Origin of the sequence: Streptomyces sp. NPDC059169, from assembly GCF_042755225.1 — a bacterium.
Classification (GTDB): Bacteria; Actinomycetota; Actinomycetes; order Streptomycetales; family Streptomycetaceae; genus Streptomyces.
Genome location: NZ_JBHZCF010000025.1, coordinates 74202 through 98641 on the forward strand (window position 1 = coordinate 74202; position 24440 = coordinate 98641).

Genomic DNA, 24440 nt, shown 5'->3' on the forward strand with positions numbered 1-24440 from the left:
CAGCTCGGTTCCGTCGTGATTCAGCGTCCGCTTCGCGGCCGCCGCGCGAGTGATGCGACGCCCGATCTTCCGTCCTGCGTCCGCATCGCGAACGCTTCGGCGTCCCAGCGGCCTCCGAGTACAGGCGCGAGCCAGTCGGTGGCGGCCGCTCGGAAAGCCGTGGGGGACAACCGGCCCGCGCCCTGCGGGACGGCACCGACAAGTGGTGCGGATCGTGTGTTCATGAGGTCGAGGACGTTGCAGCGCGCCGCGAGATCGGGGGCTGCGGGCCAACTGCCGATCACCACGCCTGCACATTCCAGCCTTCGCGTGCGCAGCGCCTCCAAGGTGAGTGCCGTGGCGTTGAGCGTGCCGAGACCGGCCGGGACGACCACGAGCACCGGCGCACCCAGCAGCCGCGCGGCGTCCGCAAGGGTCGTTCCCCGGTCGTCGAAGTGGACGAGCAGCCCGCCCGCCCCCTCGACCAGCACCAGGTCATGCGCGACGGACAGGTTCCGGATCACCACGGCCACGTCCGGTGCCGTGACAGGGTCCAGTCCCGCCCGGCGAGCGGCGGTCGCTGGCGCCAACGGCTCCGGAAATCTGGCGAGTTCGACGGCGGTGACAGGTCCCGCGAGTCGGGCTGCCTCTGCCGCATCGCCGAGTTCACCCGCGCTGACCCCCGTCTGGGCGGGCTTCACCACGGCCACGGTCCCATCACGTGCGAGAGCACCAGCGGCGACAGCCGCCGTAACCACGGTCTTGCCGACTTCCGTCCCAGTGCCGGTGACGAACAGAACCCTCACCCGGCCACCGCCGCGGCAGTCATGGCAGCCCCGATCCGGGCCAGGTCCCGGGCCCCGGTGACATAGGGCGGCATGGTGTAGATCAGGTCCCGGAACGGGCGAAGCCACACGCCCTGCAGGGCCGAAGCCTCGGTTGCGGCAGCTGTGTCGACCATGTGGTCCAACTGCAATACACCGATCGCGCCCAAGACACGGATGTCACGCACCCCCGGCACGCCGGCCGCCTGCGCCAGACCTTTCCGCAACCCGGACTCGATCCGCTTCACCTCGGCTTGCCAGTCCTGTCCGAGCAGGAGCTCGATCGAGGCGTGGGCGACGGCAGCCGCGAGCGGATTACCCATGAACGTCGGCCCGTGCGCCAGTACCGACGCCTCGCCCCCGCTGATCCCGGCTGCGACCGTCCCGGTGCACAAGGTCGCGGCCATGGTCAGATACCCGCCCGTCAGTGCCTTGCCGACGCACATCACATCGGGCGACACGCCCGCGTGGTCGGCGGCGAACAACTCACCCGTCCGTCCGAACCCGGTGGCGATTTCATCGAAGATCAGCAGCACCTCGTACCGGTCGCACAGGGTCCGCAGCAGCCGCAGATACGCGGGAGAGTGAAACCGCATGCCGCCGGCACCCTGCACCACGGGTTCCACGATCACCGCCGCCAGATTGCCCGCACAGCGCTCCATCAGCGCCTCAAGCGAACTCGCGTAATCCTCGTCGAGCGGAGCGTCGAAGCCAGCCGGCGGTTCTTCGGCGAACACCTGTTCCGGCAACACCCCGAGCCACAGGCGATGCATGCCGCTCTTGGGATCGCACACGGACATCGGGTGCAGGGTGTCCCCGTGGTAGCCACCGCGCCAGGTGAGCACACGACATTTACGCGAACGACCTAGCGACTGCCAGTACTGCACGCACATCTTCAGCGCAACCTCGACGGCGACGGAGCCCGAGTCGGCGAGGAAGACATGCTCAAGCGGCCCCGGTGTGATCTCGACCAGCTTCGCCACCAGCCGGATGGCGGCTTCGTGCGTGAGACCGCCGAACATCACATGGCTCATCCGTTCAAGCTGGTCACGCACTGCTCGGTCCAGTGCCGGGTGGCGGTAGCCGTGGATGGCCGCCCACCACGAGGACATGCCGTCGATCAGTTCGTGCCGCCCGGCGACCGGAGCAGCCAGCCGCAGCCGTGCCCCCGAGGCGGACTCCACCACATACGGGGTGGTGGTGCCGGGCATCGGGCTGTAGGGATGCCAGACATGCCTGCGGTCCAGGTCGAGCAGTGCACGGGTGTCCATCAGGCGTTCGGAGCCCGATCGGTGCCTGCACCGCGCAGGCGGACTTTCACCAGGTCGGTGCGGGCAGCGTCCTCCGGGCGTGAGTGGGTCTGCGGCGTTCCGTACGGTCCATGGGCATCGGCGTCCCGGGCGTGTTCCGCCACATCGGTGCTGTCTCCGCAAGATGCGGCCGCGGTGCGGTGCCGAGGCAGTGTCGACTCGTTCGCGTCCTCCACCACGAAGCCTGCGTCTTTGATCATGTCCAGGTCGGCCTGCCCGGCCTGCCCTTCGCTGGTCAGATAGTCGCCCAGGAAGATCGAGTTGGCGATGTGCAGACCCAGCGGCTGCAACGACCGCAGATGCACCTCGCGGCCGCCGGCGATCCGGACCTCGATGTCTGGGCACACGAAGCGGACCATCGCCAGGATGCGCAGGCAGCGCTGCGGGGTGAGGTTCCACTCCTGGGCGAGCGGGGTGCCCTCGAACGGAATCAGGAAGTTGACCGGCACCGAGTCCGAGCCCACCTCGCGCAGGGCGAAGACCACGTCGACCAGGTCCTCATCAGTCTCGCCCAGGCCGGCGATCAGGCCCGAGCAGGCGGACAGACCGGCGGCATGCACCTTCTCCACCGTGTCCACCCGGTCGGCGTAGGTGTGCGTCGTGGTGATCTGGCCGTAGGTGGTCTCGGAGGTATTGAGATTGTGGTTGTATGCGTCCGCACCGGCCGCCTTCAGCCGCTCGGCCTGATGGTCGGTGAGCAAGCCGAGGCAGGCGCAGATCTCGACGTCCCCGTTGACTCCCCTGATGGCAGAGATGGTCTCGGCAACCCGGTTGATGTCCGTGTCGGTGGGCCCGCGACCGCTGGCCACCAGGCACACCCTCTTGGCGCCACCCGCCACACCAGCTTCCGCGGCTTCGGCCGCCTGCTCGGGCCTCAGCCAGGTGTACTTAAGAATCTCCGCCTCGGACCCGAGCCGCTGCGAGCAGTACGAGCAGTCCTCCGGGCAGAGCCCGGACTTCAGACTTACCAGGTAGTTGAGCTTGACCCGGTGACCGAACCAGCGCCGGCGCACCTGTCCGGCAGCGGCGACCACGTCCAGCAGCTCGTCGTCGGTGGTGGCGAGAATCGCGAGGACCTCCTCGCGCGTGGGGATCTCCCTCCGCAGGCCCTTTGCGACCAAGGTGTTGAGTATTTCCATGGGCAAAGCCTTTCGTGCCGGAATGGCATCCGCCCATAGGACCAAAGGGCCAACTCGGTCCCATCGGGTTGTGCAACCCGCGCAGACCCTGCACACCCCGCTGTGCGGGTACGTTTCCGTAACTGCCGCCCGCACCCAAGGACTCTCCCCATGCCGAACGAACCCTTCGACTGGATCGGCGAGCACGCGGACGCACGCCGCCGGGTTGGGCTCACGAGGACGATTCAGCCGCGTCCCGTCCATCCTGCTTTGCTCGACCTGGCGAGCAACGACTACCTGGATCTGGCCCGGCATCCCGGCGTCACGGAGGCTGCCGCGGCCGCCGCACGCCGCTGGGGCGCGGGCGCGACCGGCTCCCGTCTGGTCAGCGGTTCCCTGGAGCTCCACAGTGAGCTCGAAGCGGAGCTTGCGGACTTCTGCGGCTTCGAGTCCGCCCTCGTCTTTTCCTCCGGGTACGCTGCCAACCTCGCCGTCGTCACCGCACTGGGCGATCACGGCTCAATGATCGTCTCGGACTCGGCCAACCATGCCTCGTTGATCGACGGATGCAGACTCTCCCGGGCGAGGACCGCGGTCGTGCCTCACAACAATCCCGAAGTCGTCGGAAAGGCACTCGAAGATCACGGCGGACGGGCCGTCGTCATCACGGAGTCGGTCTTCTCCGTGGACGGTGATGCCGCGCCGCTCCAGTCGCTCGCCGCCACCTGCCGCACGCGCGGGGCGGCGCTGATCGTCGACGACGCCCACGGCCTGGGTGTCCTGGGCGACGGCGGACGTGGCGCGCTGAATGCCGCGGGACTCTCGGGTGCGAAGGATGTGGTTGCCTCCGTCACCCTCTCAAAGTCACTCGGAAGCCAGGGCGGAGCGGTCCTGGGCCCGGCCAAGGTAATCCAGCACCTGGTCAACACGGCGCGGAGCTTCGTCTTCGACACCGGACTGGCACCGGCAGCCGCAGGTGCTGCTCTTGCAGGTCTGCGCGTGCTGCGGCGGGAACCCGAGCGAGCGGCCGCGGTTCGAACTGTCGCAGCCTCGATGCACGGACATCTGGCCGCCGCGGGCCTGAACAGCAGGCCACCGGAGGCCGCCGTGGTGTCGGTGCTGGCTCCGTCGCCGCAAGCGGCTGCGCGGTGGGCCGAGGACTGCCGTACAGCCGGATTGGCAGTGGGGTGTTTCCGGCCGCCGTCCGTGCCCGACGGCATCTCACGGCTACGGCTCACAGCCCGGGCAGCTCTGACAGAGGAGCAGGTGGCAAAGGCGGTGGACGTGGTGGTGCGAACGGCACCGGCCTTCTGATCAGCAGCCATCGACCGTGGGTTTCGTTCGTTGACGGCGAAGCCACTGGCCCACAACGCCCGATGCGTACGGCGATACACGAGATGATGAGAGCGATGCCTGAGAAGTTCGCCCCTCTGCACTCGGGAGGATGTTCATGCGGCTGACGCTGCGCTCGCTGGTCGCGCACGGCGAGCTGCGACTGAGACCGGTCGTCGCCTCCGAGCAGGACCGTCCGATCCGCTGGGCACACATCAGTGAGCTGGATGACCCGACGCCCTACCTTGAGGGGGGCGAGGTCCTTCTGACCATGGGCCTGCAGCAGCGCCAGGACGATCAGGACTGGGCCGACTATGTCGCCCGGCTCGTCCTCCGTGAGGTCTCGGCGCTGGGGTTCGGGGTCGGCACGCGGCACAACGAGATCCCGGCTGCTCTGGTGGCTGCCGCCCGTCGGACTGGGTTGCCCCTCTTCGAGGTGCCGGGGTCCACTCCCTTCATCGCGATCACCGAGGCTGTCGCTGGAGCCGTCGCCCGCGACGAGCAGTTGGCGTTGACCGACGCGCTGGATGCCCAGCGTGGTCTGATCAGGGCCGCCCTTGCGCCCCGCGGTGCACGCGAGGTCACCACCAGGCTGTCCCGCGCGCTGAAGTGCTGGGTCGTTCTGCTGGACCCGTGGCGCAGACTGCGTTGCTGCGCTCCGAAGTCTGCCCGCAAGCATGTCGGACGGGTGGTCATGGACATCGAACGCCTTGGGCTCGCCGACCCCCAGCGCAGCGCGGCACTGGCCATCGGCGCGGATACCGTCACGGTGGTCCCGCTCGTCGTCCATGGCGGCGTCGGCGGATTCCTGGTGACCGGCCGGCCGGCCGCCTTCAGCCAGACGGAGCGGTCGGTACTGACCACAGCGGTCGGCCTGCTGTCCCTGGACCTCTACAGCCACTGGGACCTCCGGGAGCAGGACCGGCGCACCCGGGCGGCTGTCCTCCATCTCGCCGTGACCGGGCACCCGGAACTGGCCATGCAGCTCGCCGAGATCCTCGGTCTGCCCTTCCCCGAGCCGCCGCTGCGCGTCGCGGCCCTGGATACGCACCAGAAGCAACTCCCTGACCTGCTCCGCTCGCTCGAGGAACACCAGGGCTTGCGTGCGGTTTCTGCGCTCATCGCAGCCCAGGAGCCGGACCCGGTGCTGGTACTGCTCTCCGCCGCCGAGGGCGACACCAGAAGCCTTGAGGAGGTTCTGGTGCAGGTGCCGGGCTCGCGCGGCGCAGTGAGCGGCCCGGTGCCCCTGAGTGAGTTGGCGGACGTCTGGCGCAAGGCACGGGCGGCCTTGCGCGCCTCCTCCACCACGACGCGGCTGGTGATCGCCCAGGATTTCGCCACCGCCGGGCTTCTCAGCCATCTGCGAACTCAGGATGCCCAAGGGTGGGCCAGTGCCCTGCTGGAGCCGCTCGACCGGTACGCCGGCCGCTCCAAGCTCGATCTCGTCGCGACGCTGCGCGTGTTCCTCGCGAACAACGGCCTAGTCGACGCGTCAGCCGTGATGCTCGGTATCCATCGCCATACCCTGCGCTACCGGCTCAACCGGATCGCCGAACTGCTCCGCTGCAACCTAGAAGACCCCACGGTCCGTGCGGAACTGTGGATCGCCCTGCGCATGCGCGATCAGTTCTGACCCCCGGCCTCCTTCCGAGACATCCGTGGCCATGTTCACGCTGCCCGTGCTGCCGCCGATGATTCCTGCGCTTCCCTCCCCGGGCCGACTCAGCCGTCCGACCGGGGGGAAGTCCCACTGGGCCAACCGCCCCGGCCGACATGTCCCAACCGCGCATGGTTCGCTGTAGTGATCCCCCCGACCCTTGGGGCACATCTCGCCGGGTCGGTCCCGGCGGACACGGGAAAGGGTCCCCAGGTGGTCCAACAGGCAAACCAGCGAGCAGAGCTGGACATCTCGTTCGTCGACGACCCGAGAGTGGTCAAGGAAGCCGCGACGGAGGACTACTCCACCCACGTGGTGCCCCGGTCGTGGCGCAGCGGCCGCCTTTCGCTGTCCATGGCCTGGGCGGCCCTGTGCAGTGCAATGTTCTGGCTGGTTGTGGCCGCCTCCGTGGCACTGGCTGTGGGAACCAGCGCGGCCCTCGTCGGTGTCGGCCTGTCGTTGGTCACGTACGGCGGGGTGAACTACGTACTGTCCCGCTATGCGTCGCGCACCGGGCTGACGGTCGCTCTGATGTCCCGCCGCCTGTTCGGCTATCTCGGTGCCGTACTCGCGCCGCTGATCTTTGCGGCAACCGCCGTCTACTACGCGGTTTTCGAGGGATCGGTCGTGGCGGTGGCTTTTCACCAGTACTTCGGCGGTATGGACATCAGGCTCTGGTACCTGGCAGTGGTCCTCTACAGTATTCCGCTGGTGTTCGGCGGTGTGCTCGCGTGGCTGGACAAGCTCAATGGATTCCTTCTGCCTTTCTATGTCGTCGGTCTCGTGGCGGCCGTGGTCTGGGCAGGCACCAAGTTCGGATTCAGCGGACACTGGCTGCACCTCGCCGCGACGACCGACAGTGCTCCGGCCGGAGTGCCAGGGTGGGTATTTGCCTATACCACGTACATGGGTGTGTGGATCATGATGCTGTACACCATTGACTTCGCCCGATTCGGCAAGGAGGCCGACGCCGGCTTCCACGGCGTGGTGACCTTCGGCCCGGTCTTCTACCTGGTGACCTTCCTGGGCAACGGCCTGGCCGGTATCTTCCTCGCATCGACGGTGCCGACTCGTGGTGGTCTCAGCGAGGTGTCCGTCGTCTACGCGATCGTGGGTCTCATGGGGCTCGCCGGCCTGGCGCTGATCTGGGTCAGTCAGACCCGCATCAACACCGCCAACTTCTATCTGGCCTCCACCAACCTGGACGCGTGCTTCTCCCGACTGTTCGGCATCAAACTGCACCGCACGGTGTGGACCGCAGTCGTCGGCGGGCTGGTCTACCTGATCATGCTGACGGACGTGCTGTCGTACATCCTGCAGGCACTACGGTGGCAGGGCGTCTTCGTAGTGGCCTGGGTGGGTATCGCCCTCACCCACATCACTCTGGTCGGAGACGACCGTGATGGCCTCCCGGAGTTCCGTCCGGGGCGTCTGCGGCTGGTGGCACCCGGGGCGGTGGTCTGGCTCCTGGCCTCCGGCGTCGGCATCTACCTGACCGAACGAGGCAGCGCCGTCGGCGCGGTGTGGGCCTCGCCCGTCACCCTGGTCCTGGCCGTCGTCGGCTACGCCGTCGCGGTAAACCTGTTGCCCAGCCCGGTGCTCACCCGCGGCCACGATCCCCGCGACGAGGTCCACGACATCTGGGAGGCGCGGATCCGCTGTCACGTGTGCGACAGGTACTACGTCGCCGTGGAGATGGACCGCGATCCCAGCGCCAGCCACGCGGCGATCTGCTCCGGGTGTGCCTCTCAGAGCACCCTCTTCTACCACGCCGCCCGGGCAGAGGCCGTACAGCGCACATCACAGCCCACCCCGCTCGAAAGCGCCTGAGGGGCTGTTCAGCTCCCCACCCATGGACCCTGGCAGCCGGGGCGGCTGCCAGGGTCACCCGCATCTGCCACCGCTGCAAGGACTGATTCCCGTGCTCGACCCCCTGGACCCCGCGTTCGCACGCGACCCGTACCCGTACTACGCATCTTTGCGTTCACGCGGTCCCGCCGCCCGCGTGCGCCTTGCGAACGGCACTCACGCGTGGCTCATCACCGGCTATGAGCAGACCCGCGCCGTGCTCGCCGACCCACGGTTCTCGAACGTGCCTGCACAGCATGCGGGCCGCCGGAAAGCCGATTCGCCCGCCCAGCGCGCCCGCGCCTGCCTAGCCCAGCACATGCTCAACTCCGACGCTCCGGAGCACACCCGGCTTCGCCGCCTGACGGCCGCCGCCTTCTCTCCGAGGCGGGTCGACGCAATGGGGCGCCGCATAGAGGAGTTGTCGACCCAACTGCTCGCCGGGCTCGCCAAGCGGCTGAAGGAGGACGGCACGACCGATCTCGTGGACGAGCTGGCCTTCCCGTTGCCCGTGCTCGTGATCGGAGAGGTGCTCGGAGTCCCCGAGAGCGACCGGAACGATCTGCGTGACTGGACCTATCGCGTCGGCTCGCCGACCGATGCGTTCGAGCAGGGAGTGGTCGACGACGCCTGGATTCGACTTCGTGACTACTTCACGGCGCTCATCGCGGACAAGCGACGGTTCCCGGGTGACGACCTGTTCAGCGTGCTCATCCATGATGCGACGGACGGCGGGCTCGACGACGACGAGCTGCTGGCCATGGCGTTCCTGCTGCTCTTCGCCGGTTACGAGACAACCATGAGCCTTCTCGCCTCCGCCTCTCTGCTGATGCTCACCCACCCGCAGGAGCTTGCTGCGGCAATCAGCCATCCCGAGCGCTGGCCGGCAGTGGTCGAGGAGACACTGCGCCACGCCAGCCCGTTGGAGGGTGCAACATGGCGGCGGGCAACAGAAGATGTGAACCTCGAAGGTGGACTGACCATACCCGCAGGATCCTCGGTGCTGACCGTCCTCGCCGCCGCCAACCGTGACCCCGATCACTTCCCCGATCCCGATGTGTTCCGGCCGGACCGTCATATGCCTGGCTCGCCAGGGCTGCGTGCCAGACCGCACATGGCATTCGGTCACGGCCCGCACTTCTGCGTCGGCTCCCGTCTGGCTCGGCTGGAAGCCCTGATCGCCCTGCCACGGCTCTTCGCGGCCTTCCCGGGCCTGAGGCTGGCGGCAGACCCCGCCGACCTTCCATACCGACCTGGGTTGCTGGTCCGCAGCCCGAGGCTGGTGCCGGTGACGACTGAGTGACGTGACCACTCGTTGCAGTCCGCTTGTCCCGGTGCTCGTATCCGGGGCACCTTCGCCGCTGCCGACCGGCTTGCCAGCGGATGCTCACACGGAAACGCCAAGGTGAACGGGAAGCTCATCTGGCAGAAGCCTCTTGGGGCAGGAACTGCTCGCACCAGATGGTTTTCCCGTCACGTGTCTGACGTGTGCCCCAGCGTTGGGTGAGTTGGGCGACAAGGAGGAGCCCCCGTCCTCCTTCGTCGGAGAGTCGCGCGCGGCGCATGTGGGGGGCGCTGTTACTGGCGTCGGACACCTCACAGATGAGCGTTCGCTCCCAGATCAGCCGCAGCTGAATGGGGGTGTGCGCGTAGCGAATGGCGTTGGTGACCAGTTCGCTGACCACCAACTCGGTCACGAAGCTCTGGTCCCCCAGCGCCCACGCGTCGAGTTGGCCGCTGGCCCAGGAACGGGCGAAGGCCACCATCGCGGGATCTGCCGGCACGTCCAGGACAGCGACCTGGTCTGCGTTGAGGGCTCGCGTGCGAGCAATGAGCAAGGCGACGTCGTCGAAGGGACGCTCCGGCAACAAGCTCTCGATTACGCTGTCGCACATCAGCTCCGGCGACAGCGCGCGCCGGGCGAGCGCGGACTGCAACAGTTCGAGCCCCTCGTTGACGGGGCGATGTCGAAGGTCGAGCAGGCCGTCGGTGTAGAAGACGAGCAGACTGCCTTCGGGTACTACCAGCTCAGCGCATTCGAAGGGCAGGTTGCCCACCCCGAGTGGGGGGCCTGCGGCAAGCTCGAGAAGTTCGACCGTACCGTCCGGCGTGACCAGGGCCGGCGGAGGATGACCGGCACGAGCCATGAGGCACTTGCGGGAGACGGGGTCGTAGACCGCGTACGTGCACGTGGCGCCGAGGTCAGCCCCGTCGGTCCTCGCGTCGTCCTCTTCGGCAGCACGGTGGGTGACCAGGTCGTCCAGGTGCGTGAGCAATTCGTCCGGGGGCAGGTCGATGTCGGCAAGGGTGCGCATCGCCGTCCGCAGCTGACCCATGGTGGCGGCAGCGCCGATGCCATGGCCGACGACGTCGCCGACGACCAGCGCCACCCGTGCCCCTGACAGCGGGATCACGTCGAACCAGTCACCGCCGAGGCCTGACTCGCCGCTCGCAGGGAGATAGCGGGACGCGGTCTCGACAGCCGCCTGCGCGGGGTGCCGTTTCGGGAGCAGGGTGCGCTGGAGGGTGAGAACGGCAGTACGCTCCCGGGCGAAGCGTCGGGCGTTGTCGAGGCAGACAGCAGCGCGTGCAACGAGTTCTTCGGCCAGAAGGCGGTCCTCGTCCGTGAACGGCTGTGGGGTCCGCCTGAGAAAGATGGTCACGCCCAGGATCATGCCTCGCGCTTGTACCGGGACTCCCATGATCGACTGGAAGCCATGTGTGCGGAAGCTGGCTGCGCGGGCGGGGTCATCTGCCAGCCAGGCGCCCGTGGCGGGATCGCTGACCCGTCCCATGACCGATCGACCCGCCGCCATGCAGCGGACCGCAGGAGAGTGCGCCGGATAGACGTCGACTTCTCCCGTCTGCCGCAGAGCCTCTGGTGCTCCTTCGTGGATGGACTGGTTGGCCACCCGGCGCAACGCCACGCTCCCGGTGAACGGTCCTGGTTCGTCGCCCCTCAGCAGGGTGTCCACCAGGTCCACATTGACCCAGTCGGCAAGAGAGGGGACAGCCACTTCGGCGAGTTCCTGAGCGGTCCGCATCACGTCCAGGGTGCTGCCGATGCGGGTGCTGGCATCGTTCAGCAGCTTCAGCCGCTCCAGGGCGCGCGGCCGAAGGGCGTCCTCGTCCTGCAGCGGTGGGAACTGTCCGAGCAAAGAAGCAGCGAGGAGCCACGCCGGTCGGCCGTCGTGGCCTGCCATCCGGCAGCCGAGTACGGACAGTCGCAGAATGCGGCCATCGTGGTGCCGCACCTGCATGTCACCCGCCCAGTTGTGCTGCTTCATCGGAAGTGTCCGGAACGGTGATGGAGCGCCGGAGGCCAAGTCCCCGATCAGCCGCCCGACGACATCCTCGGCGTCATAGCCGAGCAGTTGCCGAGCTCCCGGACTCCACCCCGTGACGACATCCTGCTCATCGATCATGAGCACTGCCACGCCTGGAGGGGTGAGTCCGGACGGGCCAGGAACGGTGTCGTAGGCGTTCATACCGCTCGTCTCGCTCCCCCGAACACTGGGTTGCGCACCGTGTTGATCACCAGCGGCTACAAGACCAGCATGCTCCCTGTTCAGGTGATCTTCAACAGGACCTTCGACCCGCGCGGTATCGAATCGATCGACCGCCCCGAGCCAAGACCTGAGGGGCTCATCGGTCGCTGGGAGTAGGTCCTGCGCCGCAGGCACGCACACTCATGAGCAGCCGGCTCAGGTCGCGGCTCATCGCTCCGCACCCTGGGCACGTGGGTCCTTCTCGCGCTTTCGTATCCCCGGGTTTGGCCGGCGGGCTGGCCACGCGGACGGACGGCGCGGGAGGAGTTCGCGGTGTCGGCGGTCCGGGCCTCCGGTGCAGGCCGCCGCGACTGGCGCCCTCGAACATGGCATGGGTGAGAGTGATCGTCGGACCACTCTCACCCACCGGGCCTGCAGAGTCGTTGAGCACGTGACCAGAAGGCGTGGTTCAGGCCGTTAACCGGGAGCGTCACCGCATGGAAGACCTGGTTCGGAACGTGCGGCTCAGGAGATTTCGGCGATCAGAGCGCCCTCGTCGAGAACGTCTCCCTCACTGATGGTGAGCTTGGTGACGGTGCCCGCCGTGCTTGCGTCGACCGGGATCTCCATCTTCATGGACTCGAGTATGGCCAGTGTGTCTCCGGCGGCCACCTGACTGCCCTCGGTGACCAGAACCTTCCATACGTTGGCGGCCAGGTCGGCGGTGATCTGCTGGGTCATGCTGGGCTCCTAGGACTGGGACGGTCGAGGCGCGCGCATGCGCGTGACGACGCTCGTCGTGTACGCGCCGTCCAGGAACACCGGCTCGTCGAGGAGTTCGGTGAAGAACGGCAGGTTGTTCTTCGGGCCTTCGATCGTGAACGATGCCACCGCGCTCCTGACCGCCGCCAGGGCCGCTTCCCGTGTCTCGGCGTGCACGATCAACTTGGCCATCAGCGAGTCGTAGGCCGGAGTGACCGTGGTGCCCTGGGCGTAGCCCGCGTCGACGCGAATACCGTTCCCGACAGGTTCGACCCAGGCCGTGATGGCTCCGGGACCGGGCAGGAACCGGATCGGGTCCTCGGCGTTGACACGGCACTCCACGGCATGGCCATGCGGCCGGACACCGGTGAGGTCCACCGACGGCGGCAGGCCGGAGGCGACACGTAGCTGCTCCTCCACCAGGTCGATGCCGTACACCGCCTCGGTGACCGGATGTTCGACCTGCAGCCGGGTGTTCATCTCCAGGAATACGAAGTCCTGGGCACCTGCCCCGCCGTGGACCAGGCATTCGACGGTGCCTGCGTTGCGGTATCCGACGGCCTTGCCGAGCTGGGCGGCGGCGGTGAGCATGCGCTCGCGCAGATCAGCGTCAAGAGCGGGTGACGGGCTCTCCTCCACGAGTTTCTGGTTGCGGCGCTGGACGGAGCAATTGCGTTCGCCGAGGGCCACGACGGTGCCGTCGGCCAGTCCGAGGATCTGCACCTCGATATGGCGGGAGTCGGGGTAGTAGCGCTCAAGGAGGACTCCTGGGTCCCCGAAGACGCGGTCGGCGAAGGCGGAGACCGCCGCGTACTGCTTGCGCAGTCCTGCCTCGTCCTGGGCGATGCCCATGCCCATGCCGCCGCCGCCCGCCGACGCCTTGACCATGAGCGGGTAGCCTATGTCCGCCGCGGCCTCGCAGGCGGCGGCCTCGCCGGTCACCGGTTCGACGGTGCCCGGCGCAACGGGCACACCCGCGGCGCTGGCCGTGTTCCGGGCGTTGATCTTGTCGCCCATCAGCTCGATGATCTCGGGGTCCGGGCCGACCCAGACCAGGCCCGCCTCTCGTACGCGGCGGGCGAAGTCGGCGTTCTCCGAGAGGAAGCCGTAGCCGGGATGGACGGCCGCGGCAGCTGTGCGCCGGGCGGCTTCGAGGACGCGGTCGGCGTTGCGGTAAGACTCGGCAGGGGCGGCCGGGCCGATCTCCACCGCTTCGTCGGCCTCGGTCACGAACGGCAGTCCCGCGTCAGCATCACTGTGGACGGCAATCGTACGGATGCCGAGGCGGCGTGCGGTACGGATGATGCGGCGGGCGATTTCACCCCGGTTGGCAATCAGCAGGGACTCGATCACGGGGCTGCCACCAAATCGGCCAGAGGGGTGAGTGTGATGCCGTGCCGGTTGAGAGCCGCGTGCACGGCCACTGCCGTGTCGACGGCATTGGGCGCGTCCCCGTGCAGGCACAGGGAGAGCGCTTCGACGTCGAGTTCGGTGCCGTCGTTGGCCTCGACCTTCCGTTCCAGCACCATGCGCACGGCCCGGCCGGCGACGAGGTCCGGATCCCAGGCGCGTTTGATCGGCTCGATGATGAGGTCTCCGGATCCGTCGTAGTGCAGGTCGGGGAAGGCCTCGGGGACCAGGGTGACGCCCTCGGCCGCGACGGCGTCCGTGGTGTCGCGGTTGAGCAGCATCAGCGGTACCCGGGTGCCTGTCTTGGCCACGGCGCGGGCGACGGCGGCAGCAAGCTGCGGGTCCTGGGAAGCCATGACATACAGGGCGCCGTGTGGCTTGACGTGGGCCAGGTGTCCGCCCGCCGAGCGTATGAAGGCATCCAACGCGCCGAGCTGGTAGAGGCAGTAGTCCTCCAGGTCTTCGGGCCGGACGGCCATCCGGCGGCGCCCGAAGCCCATCAGGTCGGGCAGGGCCAGGTGGGCGCCGATGGCCAAACCGTGCTCCAAGGCCGCAGCGACGGTGCGGCGCATGGTGGGCGGGTCGCCGGCGTGGTAGCCGGTGGCGATGTTGACCGAGGTGAGGTAAGGCATCATGCCGAGGTCGTCACCAAGGCTCCAGCGACCGAAGCTTTCACCCATGTCGCAGTTGACGTCGATCCTGGCCATCACATTTCCTCGTAGTGCTGGGGGTCGATGGTGTAGCACACATGGGTCACCAGCGAGAGTGCCTCGTCCATGGAGATCTCGCGGAAGCGGATGGTGTCCCGGCCCGGTCGCAGCTGGCCGATCTTCCACAGGCCCGCCTGTACGACCGTGCCGATCACAGTGAAGCCGCCGGCGGTCGGCCCGTCCGGGCCCAGAATGACGGGGACGTCACCGTTGGTGTTGATGCCACCGACCGGGTAGCTGCCGTCGAGCACGTTGGACGGGTGTCCCCCGGCGACACCCCCCGAGGCGCGGGCCCACTGGAAGCGGTGGGCCTGGAGGCGGGTTCCGACGCGGTTGGCGTTGAGGTCGACCTTCCACTCACGGCCGAGCAGGTCCTTCCAGTCCTGTTCGGTGAGGAAGTCGGGGTCGGCGTGCGGGCCGCGCATCACCTCTATCTCCCAGTCGTTGGCCAGCACCGGCCGCAAGGACGCCGGCACGCGCAGCTGTCTGGGCGCCCGTGCCGGAAAAGCGTGCAGCACGTCTCCCTTGGCCAGGGCACGCCCCTCGACGCCGCCGATGCCCCCCATGGTGTAGGTCGCCCGAGAGCCGAGCACCAGGGGCACGTCGATGCCGCCGGCCACCGCCAGGTACAGCCGGAAGCCCGGCCCCTTGACGATCGCGCATTTGATCTCGTCACCCGGGACGACCCGGACGGTCTCCCACATCGGCATCGGCACATCGTTGAGAGTCAGTCCCGAGCTCTCGGCTCCGGTGACGGCCACCCACGTCTCAGCGAGCACCCGCAGGGTGAGGCGGCCCATGGGGACCTCCAGGGCTGCCGCGCCGGCGTCGTTTCCGACAAGGGAATTGGCCACGCGGAAGGACAGGTGGTCCATCGGCCCGGCTGGGAAGAAGCCCTTGGACTGCAGGCCCTGGCGGCCTGGGTAGTCCTGCACCAGGGTCTGTAGCCCCGGCGCGATCACATCGAGGACGGCATTCGTCATTACGGCACCTCCGTACGGGCGGCCGCCGCCTCGCGGGCGGAGCGCAGTTTGTCGGCCGTGGCACGCACCCCTTCGGCGCGCTCGAGGTAGTCGGCCACCGAGAACGGATCGTCTTCAATCATGTACTCGTACTGGTTCTCCAGCACGTCTCGGCGGGCGGCGAGCAGCTGGTCCTCGCCGACCCGAAGGAACCTCACCCGGTCGCCGGGGCGGATCAGGATCGGGTCATCACGGAAGACGTCGTGCCGGGCGAGGATGTCGTACACCGGCACGGTCCGGCCGAACAGCTGGTAGCCGCCGGGCGACTCGACCGGGTAGATGGCCACGCATGGACCGCCGATGCCGATCGCGCCCTCGGCGGTCCAGGTACGGGTCGGGTTGTACTTCGGCACATTGATGGCGTTGCGCGGATCCAGTGGGAACATGAACGGCAGGCCCGGGAAGAACCCCGTGTACGCGTTCCACCACTCGGTGCCGGTGATCGTCCCGTACAGCTCCTCGGGCCCATCGAGCCCGTTGTACTCCACGATGTAGTCGATGTTGGAGTTGTCCCGGACGTTGGGGGCGTCCTGCCGGATCGTGGTGGCGTACCGGCGTACGGCTTCACGGCTCTCGGCGTCATCGAAAGCGATGGGCAGAGTGATCAGCCGGCTCGGGATGGTCAGAGAACGCACGGATTCCTGTGCGTCGTGCACCTCCTCCACGGCCGTGATGAGATCCTTGCGGGCGATGGCCGAAGGCTCGAAGTGCAGGAGCAGGGACCGGAAGCCGGGGGCGGCCTCCACCAGACCGGGGACCGGATGCTCGGCGAGGCGGGCGGAAACGGCGGTGACGAAGAAGTTGAGCTCCAGGTCGAGCGCCATGTCGCCGTACTCGACAAGCACGTACCGGTCGCCGGCGGCGCGGTAGGTGATGGCGGGCTGGTCCCGGTGGACGGCCCTCCTGTGGATGATCGCGGTCATGGTCCTCTTCTCTCAGTGGCTTTCTGCCGCGCACGCGGAACAGACGACCGTTGCCGTGGGGGTGCGGTCCATCTCGACGGCGACGTACGACCGACTGCAGTCGTGACAGCGCACTCGGGCCTCCCAGATGTCCTCGACCTCGTCGCGCGGGTCGTCATCGGTCCTGCGCACGGCGTCGGGGGCGAACGTGACGGCCAGCCAGTACAGTCCGGCCGCCAGGACGACCGTGATGAGCGGAGCCAGCTGGGCGAGTACACCGCTGTCCGTCTGCTCGGTGAGTGCGATACCAGCGACCGAGGAGACCACCCAGGCCCCGGCACCGGCCGTAACGGGGGCGAGCCGCAGGGGCCGGAACTCGGGTAGACCGTCCCGGTCGGCGCCGCGTACCGCGATGTGGACCAGAGCGATCGCCACCCAGGCGGTGACGAATACGCCCTGCCAGGCCAGGGCGTGCAGCAGGTAACTGAGCACATCGGTGAGCATCAGGAGGTAGGCGATGACCCCGGCGACCACGACCCAGACGGCACGCGGCAGCTTCAGGCGCAGGACGCGGGCGGCGAAGGCCTCCAGGTTGGTGGAGGCGAGGTAGTAATTGGCGGTGTTGATCCGAGTTTGGGACACGAAGATCACCGCGACTCCGGCGAGCCCGAGAGTGTTGATGAACGCGTCCACAACGCCGGTCTCGGAGCCTGCGATGTTCCAGGCGCGCAGCAGGTAGATGCCGATGAGGCCGTTGACGGCGAAGGTGAAGAAGTAGAACACCCAGCCGAAGGTGACGGTGCTGTGGAACCTCTGGTCCTCGGCCTTGCCGAAGCGGGCGAAGTCGATCGTGTACATCATCATGATCCACACGCCCATGTAGATCAGGTACGACGTCAGCCAGCCCGGCAACTGGCCGGCGGCAGCCGCGGAGTGCAGCCAGTCGTGCGGATAGCCCTGCTTGACCGTGGCAGTGACGACGACGGCGATCAGCCCGATCACGTACAGTGGCAGCAGCACGCCGTTGAGCTTGTCCAGCCAGGTCCGCACCCCGCCGACCACCAGCGGCAGGGCGTACAGCACCACGACGAGGTACCAGACCTTCATCTCGCCGCCGAAGTACTTCTGCAGAGCCACGGCGATGATCGAGCCCTCGAAGACGCCGTAGTAGAGAGCCGTCGCGGCGAAGATGAGGGGCGCCAGCGCCGACCCGAGCGTGCCGAACAGGCGTCGGGACAGCAGGGCCACGGTCAGGCCCGTGCGTGCGGCGTACCGTGACAGCACCAGATTGACCGCTCCGTAGGTCGCGACCGAGAGGGCCATACCCACGATCGTCGCCGGAGCACCGACCGCGTCTGCCGAGGCCACGGCGACGTACAGCCAGAACATGGCCGAGAACAGAGCCCCCCAGGCCATCGTCAGCGACCAGCGGCCCGATCGCCAAGAGAGGGGGACGACATGAGTGGAGTAGTCCTCAGTGGCGGCCTCCTTGACGACTCTGGGGTCATCTGTGAAGGAGACCTCGAGCACAGGTCGCGCGGAAGTCGTGGACATGAACGTCTCCAGAAGGGCGTGTGAGCGGGGGGGTGGAGACAAAGGTGCGTCGGTGCACCCGGGCCGACCAATACGCGATGTGTGCAATCAGATATTTTATTTGCACCATCTGCGGTCTGTTGGGTAACCCGATTCCAGCCGCAGGGGGCATGGCCGGCTCAGAGCGGGCTGTTTCGGCTCACGACCGGCCCCGACGCGGCACAGGCCGTGGGTGGACGTCCGAGGGCGGATGCGAGGGCCTATCGGCAACGGGTGAAACGAGGGCCACGTACGGCGGATGAAGAGTGAGCCACCCTGCGATCTCTTGATCATCCTGACTTCACTGGTCTGGGGGAAGCGAGGGCGATCGACGTGGAGGACTGGGCTGAGATCCGCCGGATGCACCAGGTTGAGGGGCTGCCGGCGAGGGCGGTGGGCCGGCAGCTGTGGATCTCCAGGAACACCGTGTTGCGGGCTCTGGCCTCGGACCGGCCGCCGCAGTGCCAGCGGACTCGCTGCGCAGGACGTCGGTGCAGACACCTCAGGGCGCGGGCGTCTCGCCCGGGGCGCGAGTACGGCGGATTCAGCGGTCCCTGGCGGTGAAGGCCATCCAGAGTTCCGCTCGCAGCGCGGGATCGGAGAATCGTCTGCCCAACAACGTCTCGGCACGGTTCAGGCGGTAGGCGAGGGTCCGGCGATGGATCTCCAGGGCTGCCGACGCGGCTTCTGTGTTGCCGTTGTGTGCCAGGTAGGTACGGACGGTCGTCAGCAGGTCGATGCGCCGAGCGTCCTCGGACTCAAGGGGAGCAAGTGTGGCGAACGCCCAGCCATCGGCCTCGGCCTTGCTCACGTATGACAGCAGACCCACGTCTGCGACATCCTTGGTGGACAGCAGCCGACCGGTCGCCGAGGACGGAAGGGTGTCGGCGAGCGCCACGATCTTGGGCCATACCTTCGCCAGCCCGCCGAGGTCGACGGGCTCGCTGATGACGCCCGCGCTCCCTCTCATCCTGCTGATGATGGTGTGCATGACACCCGTTTCACCTTCGACCGCGGGCAGCACCACCGCGACACGTCCCCGAGATTCGCACGCCACCAGCGCCGATACGATCTGCAAGCCGCCCGTGTTCTCCAGCAGCTCCAGTAGATCGTCCCGCCGCGCTGCATCGGTCGTGAGGACGGCAATGCGCACGGGTGGCTCCGGCAACGGGATACCCAAGGCATCGGCCGCGTCAGTGGCCGCAGCGACGCGATCCGAGAGGAGCATGGACAGCACCGTGGTGCGCTCACGGCGTTCGCTGTCGAGCAACTCCGCCGCCTGTGCCACGCCGAGAGAAAGCAGATCGACCGCGACGTCGACCACTCCTCGCTCATGTACACCCAACGGAAGGGTACGACCGATGGCCAGTACTCCCGCCGGACGCGATCCCTGGCCCACCGACAGCAGGATCACCCGGGCGTCGCCGTGATCGAACGCTGCCGCGTGCCACGACCGGGTACGGGAGACCTCCAACCGGACCCGCTCGGCGTATCGGCGGGCGTGGTCCGGCGCTCCGGCCAGCAGGTTGCCCTCCCGAGACAGCAGCAGCACCCAGGCGTCGAGCAGTCCCGCGAGTCGGGTGACTATCGACCGGTGGGGAGGGGGTATCAGTGCTGCCCTTACCAATCCGCGATAGCGCTCCATGGAGGCACTCTGCTCGGCACGCTCCTCGGCCATCAGGCCGTCCGCCACCATGCGCACTACGGAGCTGAACGGCGTCGGTTTCGGCACCTCGACCACGCTCAGGCCGCGCTGTACCGCTGCTGAGATCAGTGGCTCTGGAATCTGTGCGTGCCGCAGTCCGACCCCGAAACCCACGCCCGGCACCCCGGCCCGAGCCAGCCGGTCGACATACTCCGGCCAGCGCCGGCTGGTCCGTCCCAGGCTCAGCCCTGTCGTCAGCAACAGGCTGCCCCGGTCCAGGTAGGGCGTGGGGTCAACCAGGTCGCTGACGTGCGCCCAGTGCACGGCCACGTCGGCTCTGCCCGTTCGCAGCTTCAGACCGAGGTTCGGGTTGGCTAGCAGGCGCCCCAGAGTGTGGACCACGCGACCAGAGTACCGAGGGTCGCCGCCGATGATGTCCTGCACACATCAGGTAACAGGACCCGTGAAGACTCTCGGCGGGGTCGTGATCACCGCCAGGACCCGGGCGAACAGGAAGCACCCGAACGATGTGATGAAGTGGGCCTCCGCCAACTTGAAGTCGCAGGTCAAAGGGCTGGTGTGACCGGCTCTCGGGACGCTCACGCTGGTCAGGGGCGGCAGTCTCTGCAGTAGATCTTCCGTCAGGCCGCGCCCTGCCTGACGGAGGCCCACCAAGGGCTATGGAACGGGTGCTTCCAGGGGTCGGAGGTCTGAGTACAGCTCATCGGGCGCGAACCAGCGCAGCAGCACACCCTCGTGTAGGCGGAGCCGGTCCGGGTTGCCGCGCCACTGGCCCGCGAAGACCCGGACCGGGACGCTGAGGCTGTCGATGCTGGTGGCGGCCTCCACGGCGTAGGGCTGTACGCCCTCGAGGCGAAGGTCGGGCACCTCCTCGGACAGCTCCCGCAGCAGCGTGCCCTCAAGGCTCTGGCCGTCGTGCTTCCGGCCGCCGCCGAGAAGGGCGAACGCCCCCGACTGCCAGATGGCATCGGGCTTATGGTCGCGCAGATGAAGCAGGTAGCGGCCGGCCCCCTCGTGGATCAGCGTGGAAGCGTTCACCGGCTCCGGTCGGCCGTCCAGCCGCGCGGCGAGAAGCCTTGCGCGCAGTGTCGGCGAGGTGACCTCCGACTGCGAGAGCCACTGGGCGCCGGACACCTCCTCGTCCTGCAGCGCGATCGTCGGCGGCTCCTCGCCAGCGAGGTAGAAGACGTAGCGGAAGTCGGAGTGCCGGTGGGCCGGTTCACCCTTGGCCGGGCTGGCGTCGATGTCGTGGACGTCGATGTCGATCGGAGAACCGAGCATCTGCCGGGTCAGACACGGGGAGCCCGGCGCGATCCCGGCCTCCTCCGACACTTCGCGCAGCGCCGCGGTGAGCTGAGCCGGATGAAGCCCGGTTCCCACCTGGTCAACGCGGCCCGGGGGCGGCTCGTCGACCCGGAAGGACTGCACCGGGCGCTCCGTGAGGGCTGGATCGCCGGCGCCGGCCTGGACGTGTTCTCGCCCGAGAACCCGCATCAGGACCCCCGCTGGCACCCCGTCCTCGCCCACCCGTCGGTGGTCGTCACGAGCCAACGGGCCTGCCTGTCCGAGGAGGCCGAGGCGAGCAGCCGGCGACGCGTCGCCGAACTGGTCCGCGCCGCACTGGACGGGCGCACCCACGGGCTGGTCGGGAAGGTGGACCCGCCCGACGGGATCCGGTGACCGCCTCCACCGCACCCGTCCCACTCGGCCGCCGCACCGGATCCGGTGCGGCGGCCGAGTGCCGCCTACACCGCGGCGGGCAGGGGCCAGGTGCTGTAGGCCCCCTGGCAGTACAGCAGCGGTTCGCGGGGCAGGACGGTCCCGGCGTCGACCCGCGCGACGATCAGCCAGTGGTCACCGGCCTCGACCGTCGTCTCCGTGCGGCACTCGGCGACGGCCAGGGCGACGTCGGTCAGCACGGGTGCGCCGCCCGCCACCGGGGACGGCTCCCACGGGATGCCTGCGAACTTGTCCTGGCCCTTGCCTGCGAAGGTCTGGGACACCTCGGCGCCCGACGCGGCGAGGAAGTTCACCGCGAAGGCACCGGAGGAGAGGATCGCCGGAAGGGTCTGGGACTTCTTGTCCACCCCGATCAGCAGCAACGGCGGTGAAGCGGACACGGCGCAGACGGCGTTGCAGGTGAATCCCCGGGGCTCACCGTTCTCGTCCATCGCCGTGATGACGGCGACGGCCGTCGGGAAGGAACCGAAGATCTCGCGGAACTGCTGGGAAGTGACGGGCATGTGACTCACCGCGTTTCATAGGTGGGGAACCGCAACGAGCGTGCGATGTCAGAGGAGTTCGTGCTCCATCGCGCGCAACGCCTGGTAGGAGCGTTCGATCTCGGCGTCGTCCCGGTGGACGAGGAAGACCGCCCCGGGGGAGGAGTTGAGGTCGACCGTGCGGCTGGTGAGCGCGCCGTCGGCCTTGCGGAAGCGGACGCTCTGGAAGGCCGGGAGTCCCTCCAGCACCTCCCGTACGGCCTGTTCCGCCAGTGGGACCGCCCGGTGCGCGATGAGGTTCGCACAGCGCGCCGATTCCAGCCGTGCGTAGCGCACCGGCCGGCGGCTCAGCTCCGGCGCGTCGGCCGTGTAGCAGTCCAGCGTGAGGCTCACCTGGTCGGCGCCCGTGCACTGCTGGAGGGCGGCGGGATTGGCCAGTCCCGAGATCCGGGCACCGGTCTCCAGCAGCACGGGACCGTCCGGCGTGAGGATCAGTTCGGTGTGGGCCGGTCCGTTGGCGATACCGAGTGCCGCCAGGACGTCGCTCACGTATGGCAGGATCTCGTCGAGGCGCGGGTCGTCCGGTGCGAGCAGGTCCTCGTAGTCGTAGATCTTCCTGCTCTCGTCCACGACCGCCTTGCGGCTGATCCACACGTCGGTGAACCGGTGCGTGCCGTCCCTGCTGACCGAGTTGATGATGTACTCGTCACCGACGAGGTACTCCTGCCCCAGGACGGCTTCGTTCGCCCGCAGCATGAGGTTGGTTTTGCCGATGACGGCCCCGACCGCATCCTTCACCTCCTGGTCGGTGTCGCACGTGAAGACGTCCTCGGAGCCGGCGCTGTCCAGGGGCTTGACGACGACGCGGTCGATGCCGTGCACCCGCCGCCACTCCAGCACCTCGTCCGCGTCCGCCGTCTCCAGCTGGCGGGGCGTGCGTACGCCCGCCGCTGCCAGGGCCTCCATCATGAGGGCCTTGTTCCGGCGGGCGGACGAGAGCGCGGGGTCGTTCCCCCGCAGGCCCAGCGCCGAGGCGAGTTCGTCGGCGGTCTCGACCCCGAACTCGCTCGCCGGGATGACGGCGACCGGTCCGATCTCGGCGAGCCGTCGCCGCACGTCCTGTTCGTTGCCCGGGTAGGTGAGGTCCTCCTCGAACAGTCCCGCCGGCAGGCTGGCGGCGAAGGTCGTCGGGAGCTCGCGGCGCGAGCGCACGTGAATGAGGCGGCAGCGGCCGGCGGCCTGGTGCGCCAGCAGGGCTCCGGTGGAGAACGCGTCCACCAACACGACGGCGGGCTGTTCGGGCACTTCTGGGGTCACTGGTGTTCGTCTCGCCAACTGATCGGAATCTTAAGGTGGTTGAGTCACGCCTCGGCGCGAGCCGCAGTGCGGTCGTACCGGTCGGCGACGTGGTTGAGCATCGTGTGGAGATGGCCGGAGCTGAAGCCGTGGAAACCGCGGCTCCCGGACACGGCGTGCAGCGGCAGGTTGCCGCGGGAACCCCACACCAGCGCCCCCCGGTCGTCGATGACGGAGGTCACCGCGCCGGCGTTGTCGGGGTGCAGGCCGAACGGGATGTCGAGGATCCCCCGTTCGAACGCCTTCGTCAGCGCGGCGCCGACATCGGGATCGAGGCCGAGCACCGTGTCGACGAGCAACCTCGCCTCTTCCAGCACCTCGTCGTGGAAGGCGTCCTCCAGCGCGGTGGACGCCGCCGGGGTTCCGCCCGACGCCTCCGCGGACTCGCGCAGCGCGGCGAGGTTCTCCGCGACCGTGGGGATCTGCCACGCCTCGGAGACCGTCTTGACGATCATCCGCTCGCACCCGGAGTCGCGGGCGAGCCGGGCGCTGTCGCGGATCAGGGCGGTGGCACCGTCCGGCGTCTTGGGGAACAGACCCATGTACGTGTAGAGCACGACGTGCCAGCTCACCCCGGACAGGTGCTCCGCGGCGAGGGTGCGCAGTGCCCGCAGCGCGCCGCGGTCCTGCTCGGTGAGCACCCCCTGGGCGAAGCTCAGGGACATGTGGCGCAGGCCGTGCTGCCGGAAGAAGCAGCCCTCCAGAACGGAGGTGGCCACCAGCAGCGAGGGCGGGCAGAGCTGGCCCAGCAGACACCCGCCGAAGCTCTCGATGTGACCGGACTCGGTCTCGCCGGCCAGGAACCGGCAGCTCTCCGCCCAGGCCGCGACGGCGCGGGCGAGGGGCAGTCGGCTGTAGGGGAGGCAGTAGGAGACCGGGCCCCCCTCGGTCGCGTCGAGTCCGACGTCGACCAGCTTCTGGAAGACCCGCAGCGGAAGCGCCGTGCCGTGCCGGACCTGGACCGGGAACCCCGGCCCGTAGAGCCCGTCGAGCAGGGCTTCGGTGGCCTCCGCCGGATGGGAGACGAGCGGATACCCGTTCACCTCCTCACCCGCGGCCAGCCGCTCCAGGGGCGTGGTGTAGTCGCCCACCCTGGTGTAGCTGTCGAGCGTGAGCGTCCCCACGGCCGGGAGCCCGAGCGAAGCGACCTGGGACAGCCCGTCCCGCATCGCCCGGAGGCTGCCGAAGCCCATGCGCGGCTGAACGACCACCCTGCCCCGGTCGCGGCTTTCGGTGATGAACCGGTCGAAGTGTCCGGTCAC

Annotated in this window: 21 protein-coding genes; 6 read left to right on the forward strand and 15 right to left on the reverse strand. The window is 68.4% G+C overall.

Annotation, left to right across the window (positions count from 1 at the left end; translation table 11 throughout):
- Window positions 1-20: 20 nt before the first annotated feature.
- The 3 genes from bioD to bioB are packed head-to-tail and all read right to left on the reverse strand — an operon-like array spanning window position 21 to window position 3252.
- Window positions 21-785 (reverse strand): dethiobiotin synthase, encoded by a 765-nt coding sequence (bioD, locus tag ACFXOM_RS33085; RefSeq protein ID WP_385040982.1) that lies wholly within the window; start codon window positions 783-785, stop codon window positions 21-23.
- Window positions 782-2074 (reverse strand): adenosylmethionine--8-amino-7-oxononanoate transaminase, encoded by a 1293-nt coding sequence (locus ACFXOM_RS33090; RefSeq protein ID WP_385040985.1) that lies wholly within the window; start codon window positions 2072-2074, stop codon window positions 782-784. Before ACFXOM_RS33090 ends, bioD begins: the two co-directional genes overlap by 4 nt.
- Window positions 2074-3252, reverse strand: coding sequence for a biotin synthase BioB (gene bioB / locus ACFXOM_RS33095; RefSeq protein WP_385040988.1), 1179 nt, complete (start codon window positions 3250-3252; stop codon window positions 2074-2076). The genes ACFXOM_RS33090 and bioB overlap by 1 nt, the downstream gene beginning before the upstream one ends.
- Window positions 3253-3402: 150 nt before the next feature.
- On the opposite strand from bioB, the gene ACFXOM_RS33100 reads away from it, so the two are divergent.
- The 4 genes from ACFXOM_RS33100 to ACFXOM_RS33115 all read left to right on the forward strand — a co-directional run bounded on the left by ACFXOM_RS33100 (window position 3403) and on the right by ACFXOM_RS33115 (window position 9371).
- A complete protein-coding gene (locus ACFXOM_RS33100) occupies window positions 3403-4545 on the forward strand; it encodes an 8-amino-7-oxononanoate synthase (RefSeq protein ID WP_385040991.1) in 1143 nt (380 codons plus the stop codon).
- Between the two features lie 136 nt (window positions 4546-4681).
- Window positions 4682-6196, forward strand: a complete 1515-nt coding sequence (locus tag ACFXOM_RS33105; protein WP_385040993.1) for a PucR family transcriptional regulator — start codon at window positions 4682-4684, stop codon at window positions 6194-6196.
- Between the two features lie 237 nt (window positions 6197-6433).
- On the forward strand, window positions 6434-8050 hold the full coding sequence (locus ACFXOM_RS33110; RefSeq protein WP_385040996.1) for a purine-cytosine permease family protein: 1617 nt from the start codon (window positions 6434-6436) through the stop codon (window positions 8048-8050).
- A gap of 91 nt (window positions 8051-8141) precedes the next feature.
- Window positions 8142-9371, forward strand: a complete 1230-nt coding sequence (locus tag ACFXOM_RS33115; RefSeq protein WP_385040998.1) for a cytochrome P450 — start codon at window positions 8142-8144, stop codon at window positions 9369-9371.
- Window positions 9372-9486: 115 nt separating this feature from the next.
- Here ACFXOM_RS33115 and ACFXOM_RS33120 read toward each other — a convergent pair whose 3' ends face one another.
- Window positions 9487-11556, reverse strand: a complete 2070-nt coding sequence (locus ACFXOM_RS33120) for a SpoIIE family protein phosphatase (protein WP_385041001.1) — start codon at window positions 11554-11556, stop codon at window positions 9487-9489.
- A gap of 39 nt (window positions 11557-11595) precedes the next feature.
- Here ACFXOM_RS33120 and ACFXOM_RS33125 point away from each other — a divergent pair, with 39 nt between their 5' ends.
- Window positions 11596-11733, forward strand: coding sequence for a hypothetical protein (locus tag ACFXOM_RS33125; protein ID WP_385041004.1), 138 nt, complete (start codon window positions 11596-11598; stop codon window positions 11731-11733).
- A 348-nt stretch (window positions 11734-12081) separates the two neighbouring features.
- On the opposite strand, the gene ACFXOM_RS33130 is transcribed toward ACFXOM_RS33125, so the two are convergent.
- The 8 genes from ACFXOM_RS33130 to ACFXOM_RS33165 all read right to left on the reverse strand — a co-directional run bounded on the left by ACFXOM_RS33130 (window position 12082) and on the right by ACFXOM_RS33165 (window position 20980).
- A complete protein-coding gene (locus tag ACFXOM_RS33130) occupies window positions 12082-12297 on the reverse strand; it encodes a biotin/lipoyl-binding carrier protein (RefSeq protein ID WP_385041007.1) in 216 nt (71 codons plus the stop codon).
- 9 nt (window positions 12298-12306) lie between these two features.
- On the reverse strand, window positions 12307-13671 hold the full coding sequence (locus ACFXOM_RS33135) for an acetyl/propionyl/methylcrotonyl-CoA carboxylase subunit alpha (protein WP_385041010.1): 1365 nt from the start codon (window positions 13669-13671) through the stop codon (window positions 12307-12309).
- On the reverse strand, window positions 13668-14435 hold the full coding sequence (locus ACFXOM_RS33140; protein ID WP_385041013.1) for a LamB/YcsF family protein: 768 nt from the start codon (window positions 14433-14435) through the stop codon (window positions 13668-13670). The genes ACFXOM_RS33135 and ACFXOM_RS33140 overlap by 4 nt, the downstream gene beginning before the upstream one ends.
- Window positions 14435-15421, reverse strand: coding sequence for a 5-oxoprolinase/urea amidolyase family protein (locus ACFXOM_RS33145; RefSeq protein ID WP_385041016.1), 987 nt, complete (start codon window positions 15419-15421; stop codon window positions 14435-14437). The genes ACFXOM_RS33140 and ACFXOM_RS33145 overlap by 1 nt, the downstream gene beginning before the upstream one ends.
- The gene (locus tag ACFXOM_RS33150; RefSeq protein ID WP_385041018.1) at window positions 15421-16383 is read right to left on the reverse strand and encodes a carboxyltransferase domain-containing protein; all 963 of its coding nucleotides are present in this window, start codon (window positions 16381-16383) and stop codon (window positions 15421-15423) included. The genes ACFXOM_RS33145 and ACFXOM_RS33150 overlap by 1 nt, the downstream gene beginning before the upstream one ends.
- A gap of 12 nt (window positions 16384-16395) precedes the next feature.
- Window positions 16396-17916, reverse strand: a complete 1521-nt coding sequence (locus ACFXOM_RS33155) for a purine-cytosine permease family protein (RefSeq protein ID WP_385041021.1) — start codon at window positions 17914-17916, stop codon at window positions 16396-16398.
- A gap of 562 nt (window positions 17917-18478) precedes the next feature.
- Window positions 18479-19981: a PucR family transcriptional regulator ligand-binding domain-containing protein gene (locus ACFXOM_RS33160; protein WP_385041024.1), complete on the reverse strand. Its 1503-nt coding sequence runs from the start codon at window positions 19979-19981 to the stop codon at window positions 18479-18481.
- A 276-nt stretch (window positions 19982-20257) separates the two neighbouring features.
- A complete protein-coding gene (locus ACFXOM_RS33165) occupies window positions 20258-20980 on the reverse strand; it encodes an NUDIX domain-containing protein (RefSeq protein ID WP_385041027.1) in 723 nt (240 codons plus the stop codon).
- Here ACFXOM_RS33165 and ACFXOM_RS33170 point away from each other — a divergent pair.
- Entirely contained in the window at window positions 20963-21280 is a 318-nt protein-coding gene (locus ACFXOM_RS33170; protein WP_385041030.1) for an NAD(P)-dependent oxidoreductase, read from the forward strand. The two genes, ACFXOM_RS33165 and ACFXOM_RS33170, sit on opposite strands and share 18 nt — an antisense overlap.
- A 65-nt stretch (window positions 21281-21345) precedes the next feature.
- Here the strand turns inward: ACFXOM_RS33170 and ACFXOM_RS33175 are convergent, their stop codons facing one another.
- From ACFXOM_RS33175 to ACFXOM_RS33185, 3 genes are read right to left on the reverse strand one after another with little or no spacing between them, the layout of a single operon-like run.
- Window positions 21346-21843, reverse strand: a complete 498-nt coding sequence (locus ACFXOM_RS33175; RefSeq protein WP_384943109.1) for a flavin reductase family protein — start codon at window positions 21841-21843, stop codon at window positions 21346-21348.
- A gap of 48 nt (window positions 21844-21891) precedes the next feature.
- Entirely contained in the window at window positions 21892-23139 is a 1248-nt protein-coding gene (locus ACFXOM_RS33180) for an ATP-grasp domain-containing protein (protein WP_384943110.1), read from the reverse strand.
- A 44-nt stretch (window positions 23140-23183) separates the two neighbouring features.
- Window positions 23184-24440, reverse strand: a complete 1257-nt coding sequence (locus ACFXOM_RS33185; protein WP_384943112.1) for a methylaspartate mutase — start codon at window positions 24438-24440, stop codon at window positions 23184-23186.

Excerpts from the sequence above, each read along its gene's own strand:
- ACFXOM_RS33175 (WP_384943109.1), bottom strand. The coding sequence starts at position 21,843 with ATGCCCGTCACTTCCCAGCAGTTCCGCGAGATCTTCGGTTCCTTCCCG.
- ACFXOM_RS33090 (WP_385040985.1), bottom strand. The coding sequence starts at position 2,074 with ATGGACACCCGTGCACTGCTCGACCTGGACCGCAGGCATGTCTGGCAT.
- ACFXOM_RS33130 (WP_385041007.1), bottom strand. The coding sequence starts at position 12,297 with ATGACCCAGCAGATCACCGCCGACCTGGCCGCCAACGTATGGAAGGTT.
- ACFXOM_RS33145 (WP_385041016.1), bottom strand. The coding sequence starts at position 15,421 with ATGACGAATGCCGTCCTCGATGTGATCGCGCCGGGGCTACAGACCCTG.
- ACFXOM_RS33105 (WP_385040993.1), top strand. The coding sequence starts at position 4,682 with ATGCGGCTGACGCTGCGCTCGCTGGTCGCGCACGGCGAGCTGCGACTG.
- ACFXOM_RS33100 (WP_385040991.1), top strand. The coding sequence starts at position 3,403 with ATGCCGAACGAACCCTTCGACTGGATCGGCGAGCACGCGGACGCACGC.
- ACFXOM_RS33170 (WP_385041030.1), top strand. The coding sequence starts at position 20,963 with ATGAAGCCCGGTTCCCACCTGGTCAACGCGGCCCGGGGGCGGCTCGTC.
- bioB (WP_385040988.1), bottom strand. The coding sequence starts at position 3,252 with ATGGAAATACTCAACACCTTGGTCGCAAAGGGCCTGCGGAGGGAGATC.
- ACFXOM_RS33120 (WP_385041001.1), bottom strand. The coding sequence starts at position 11,556 with ATGAACGCCTACGACACCGTTCCTGGCCCGTCCGGACTCACCCCTCCA.
- ACFXOM_RS33155 (WP_385041021.1), bottom strand. The coding sequence starts at position 17,916 with ATGTCCACGACTTCCGCGCGACCTGTGCTCGAGGTCTCCTTCACAGAT.
- ACFXOM_RS33140 (WP_385041013.1), bottom strand. The coding sequence starts at position 14,435 with ATGGCCAGGATCGACGTCAACTGCGACATGGGTGAAAGCTTCGGTCGC.
- ACFXOM_RS33150 (WP_385041018.1), bottom strand. The coding sequence starts at position 16,383 with ATGACCGCGATCATCCACAGGAGGGCCGTCCACCGGGACCAGCCCGCC.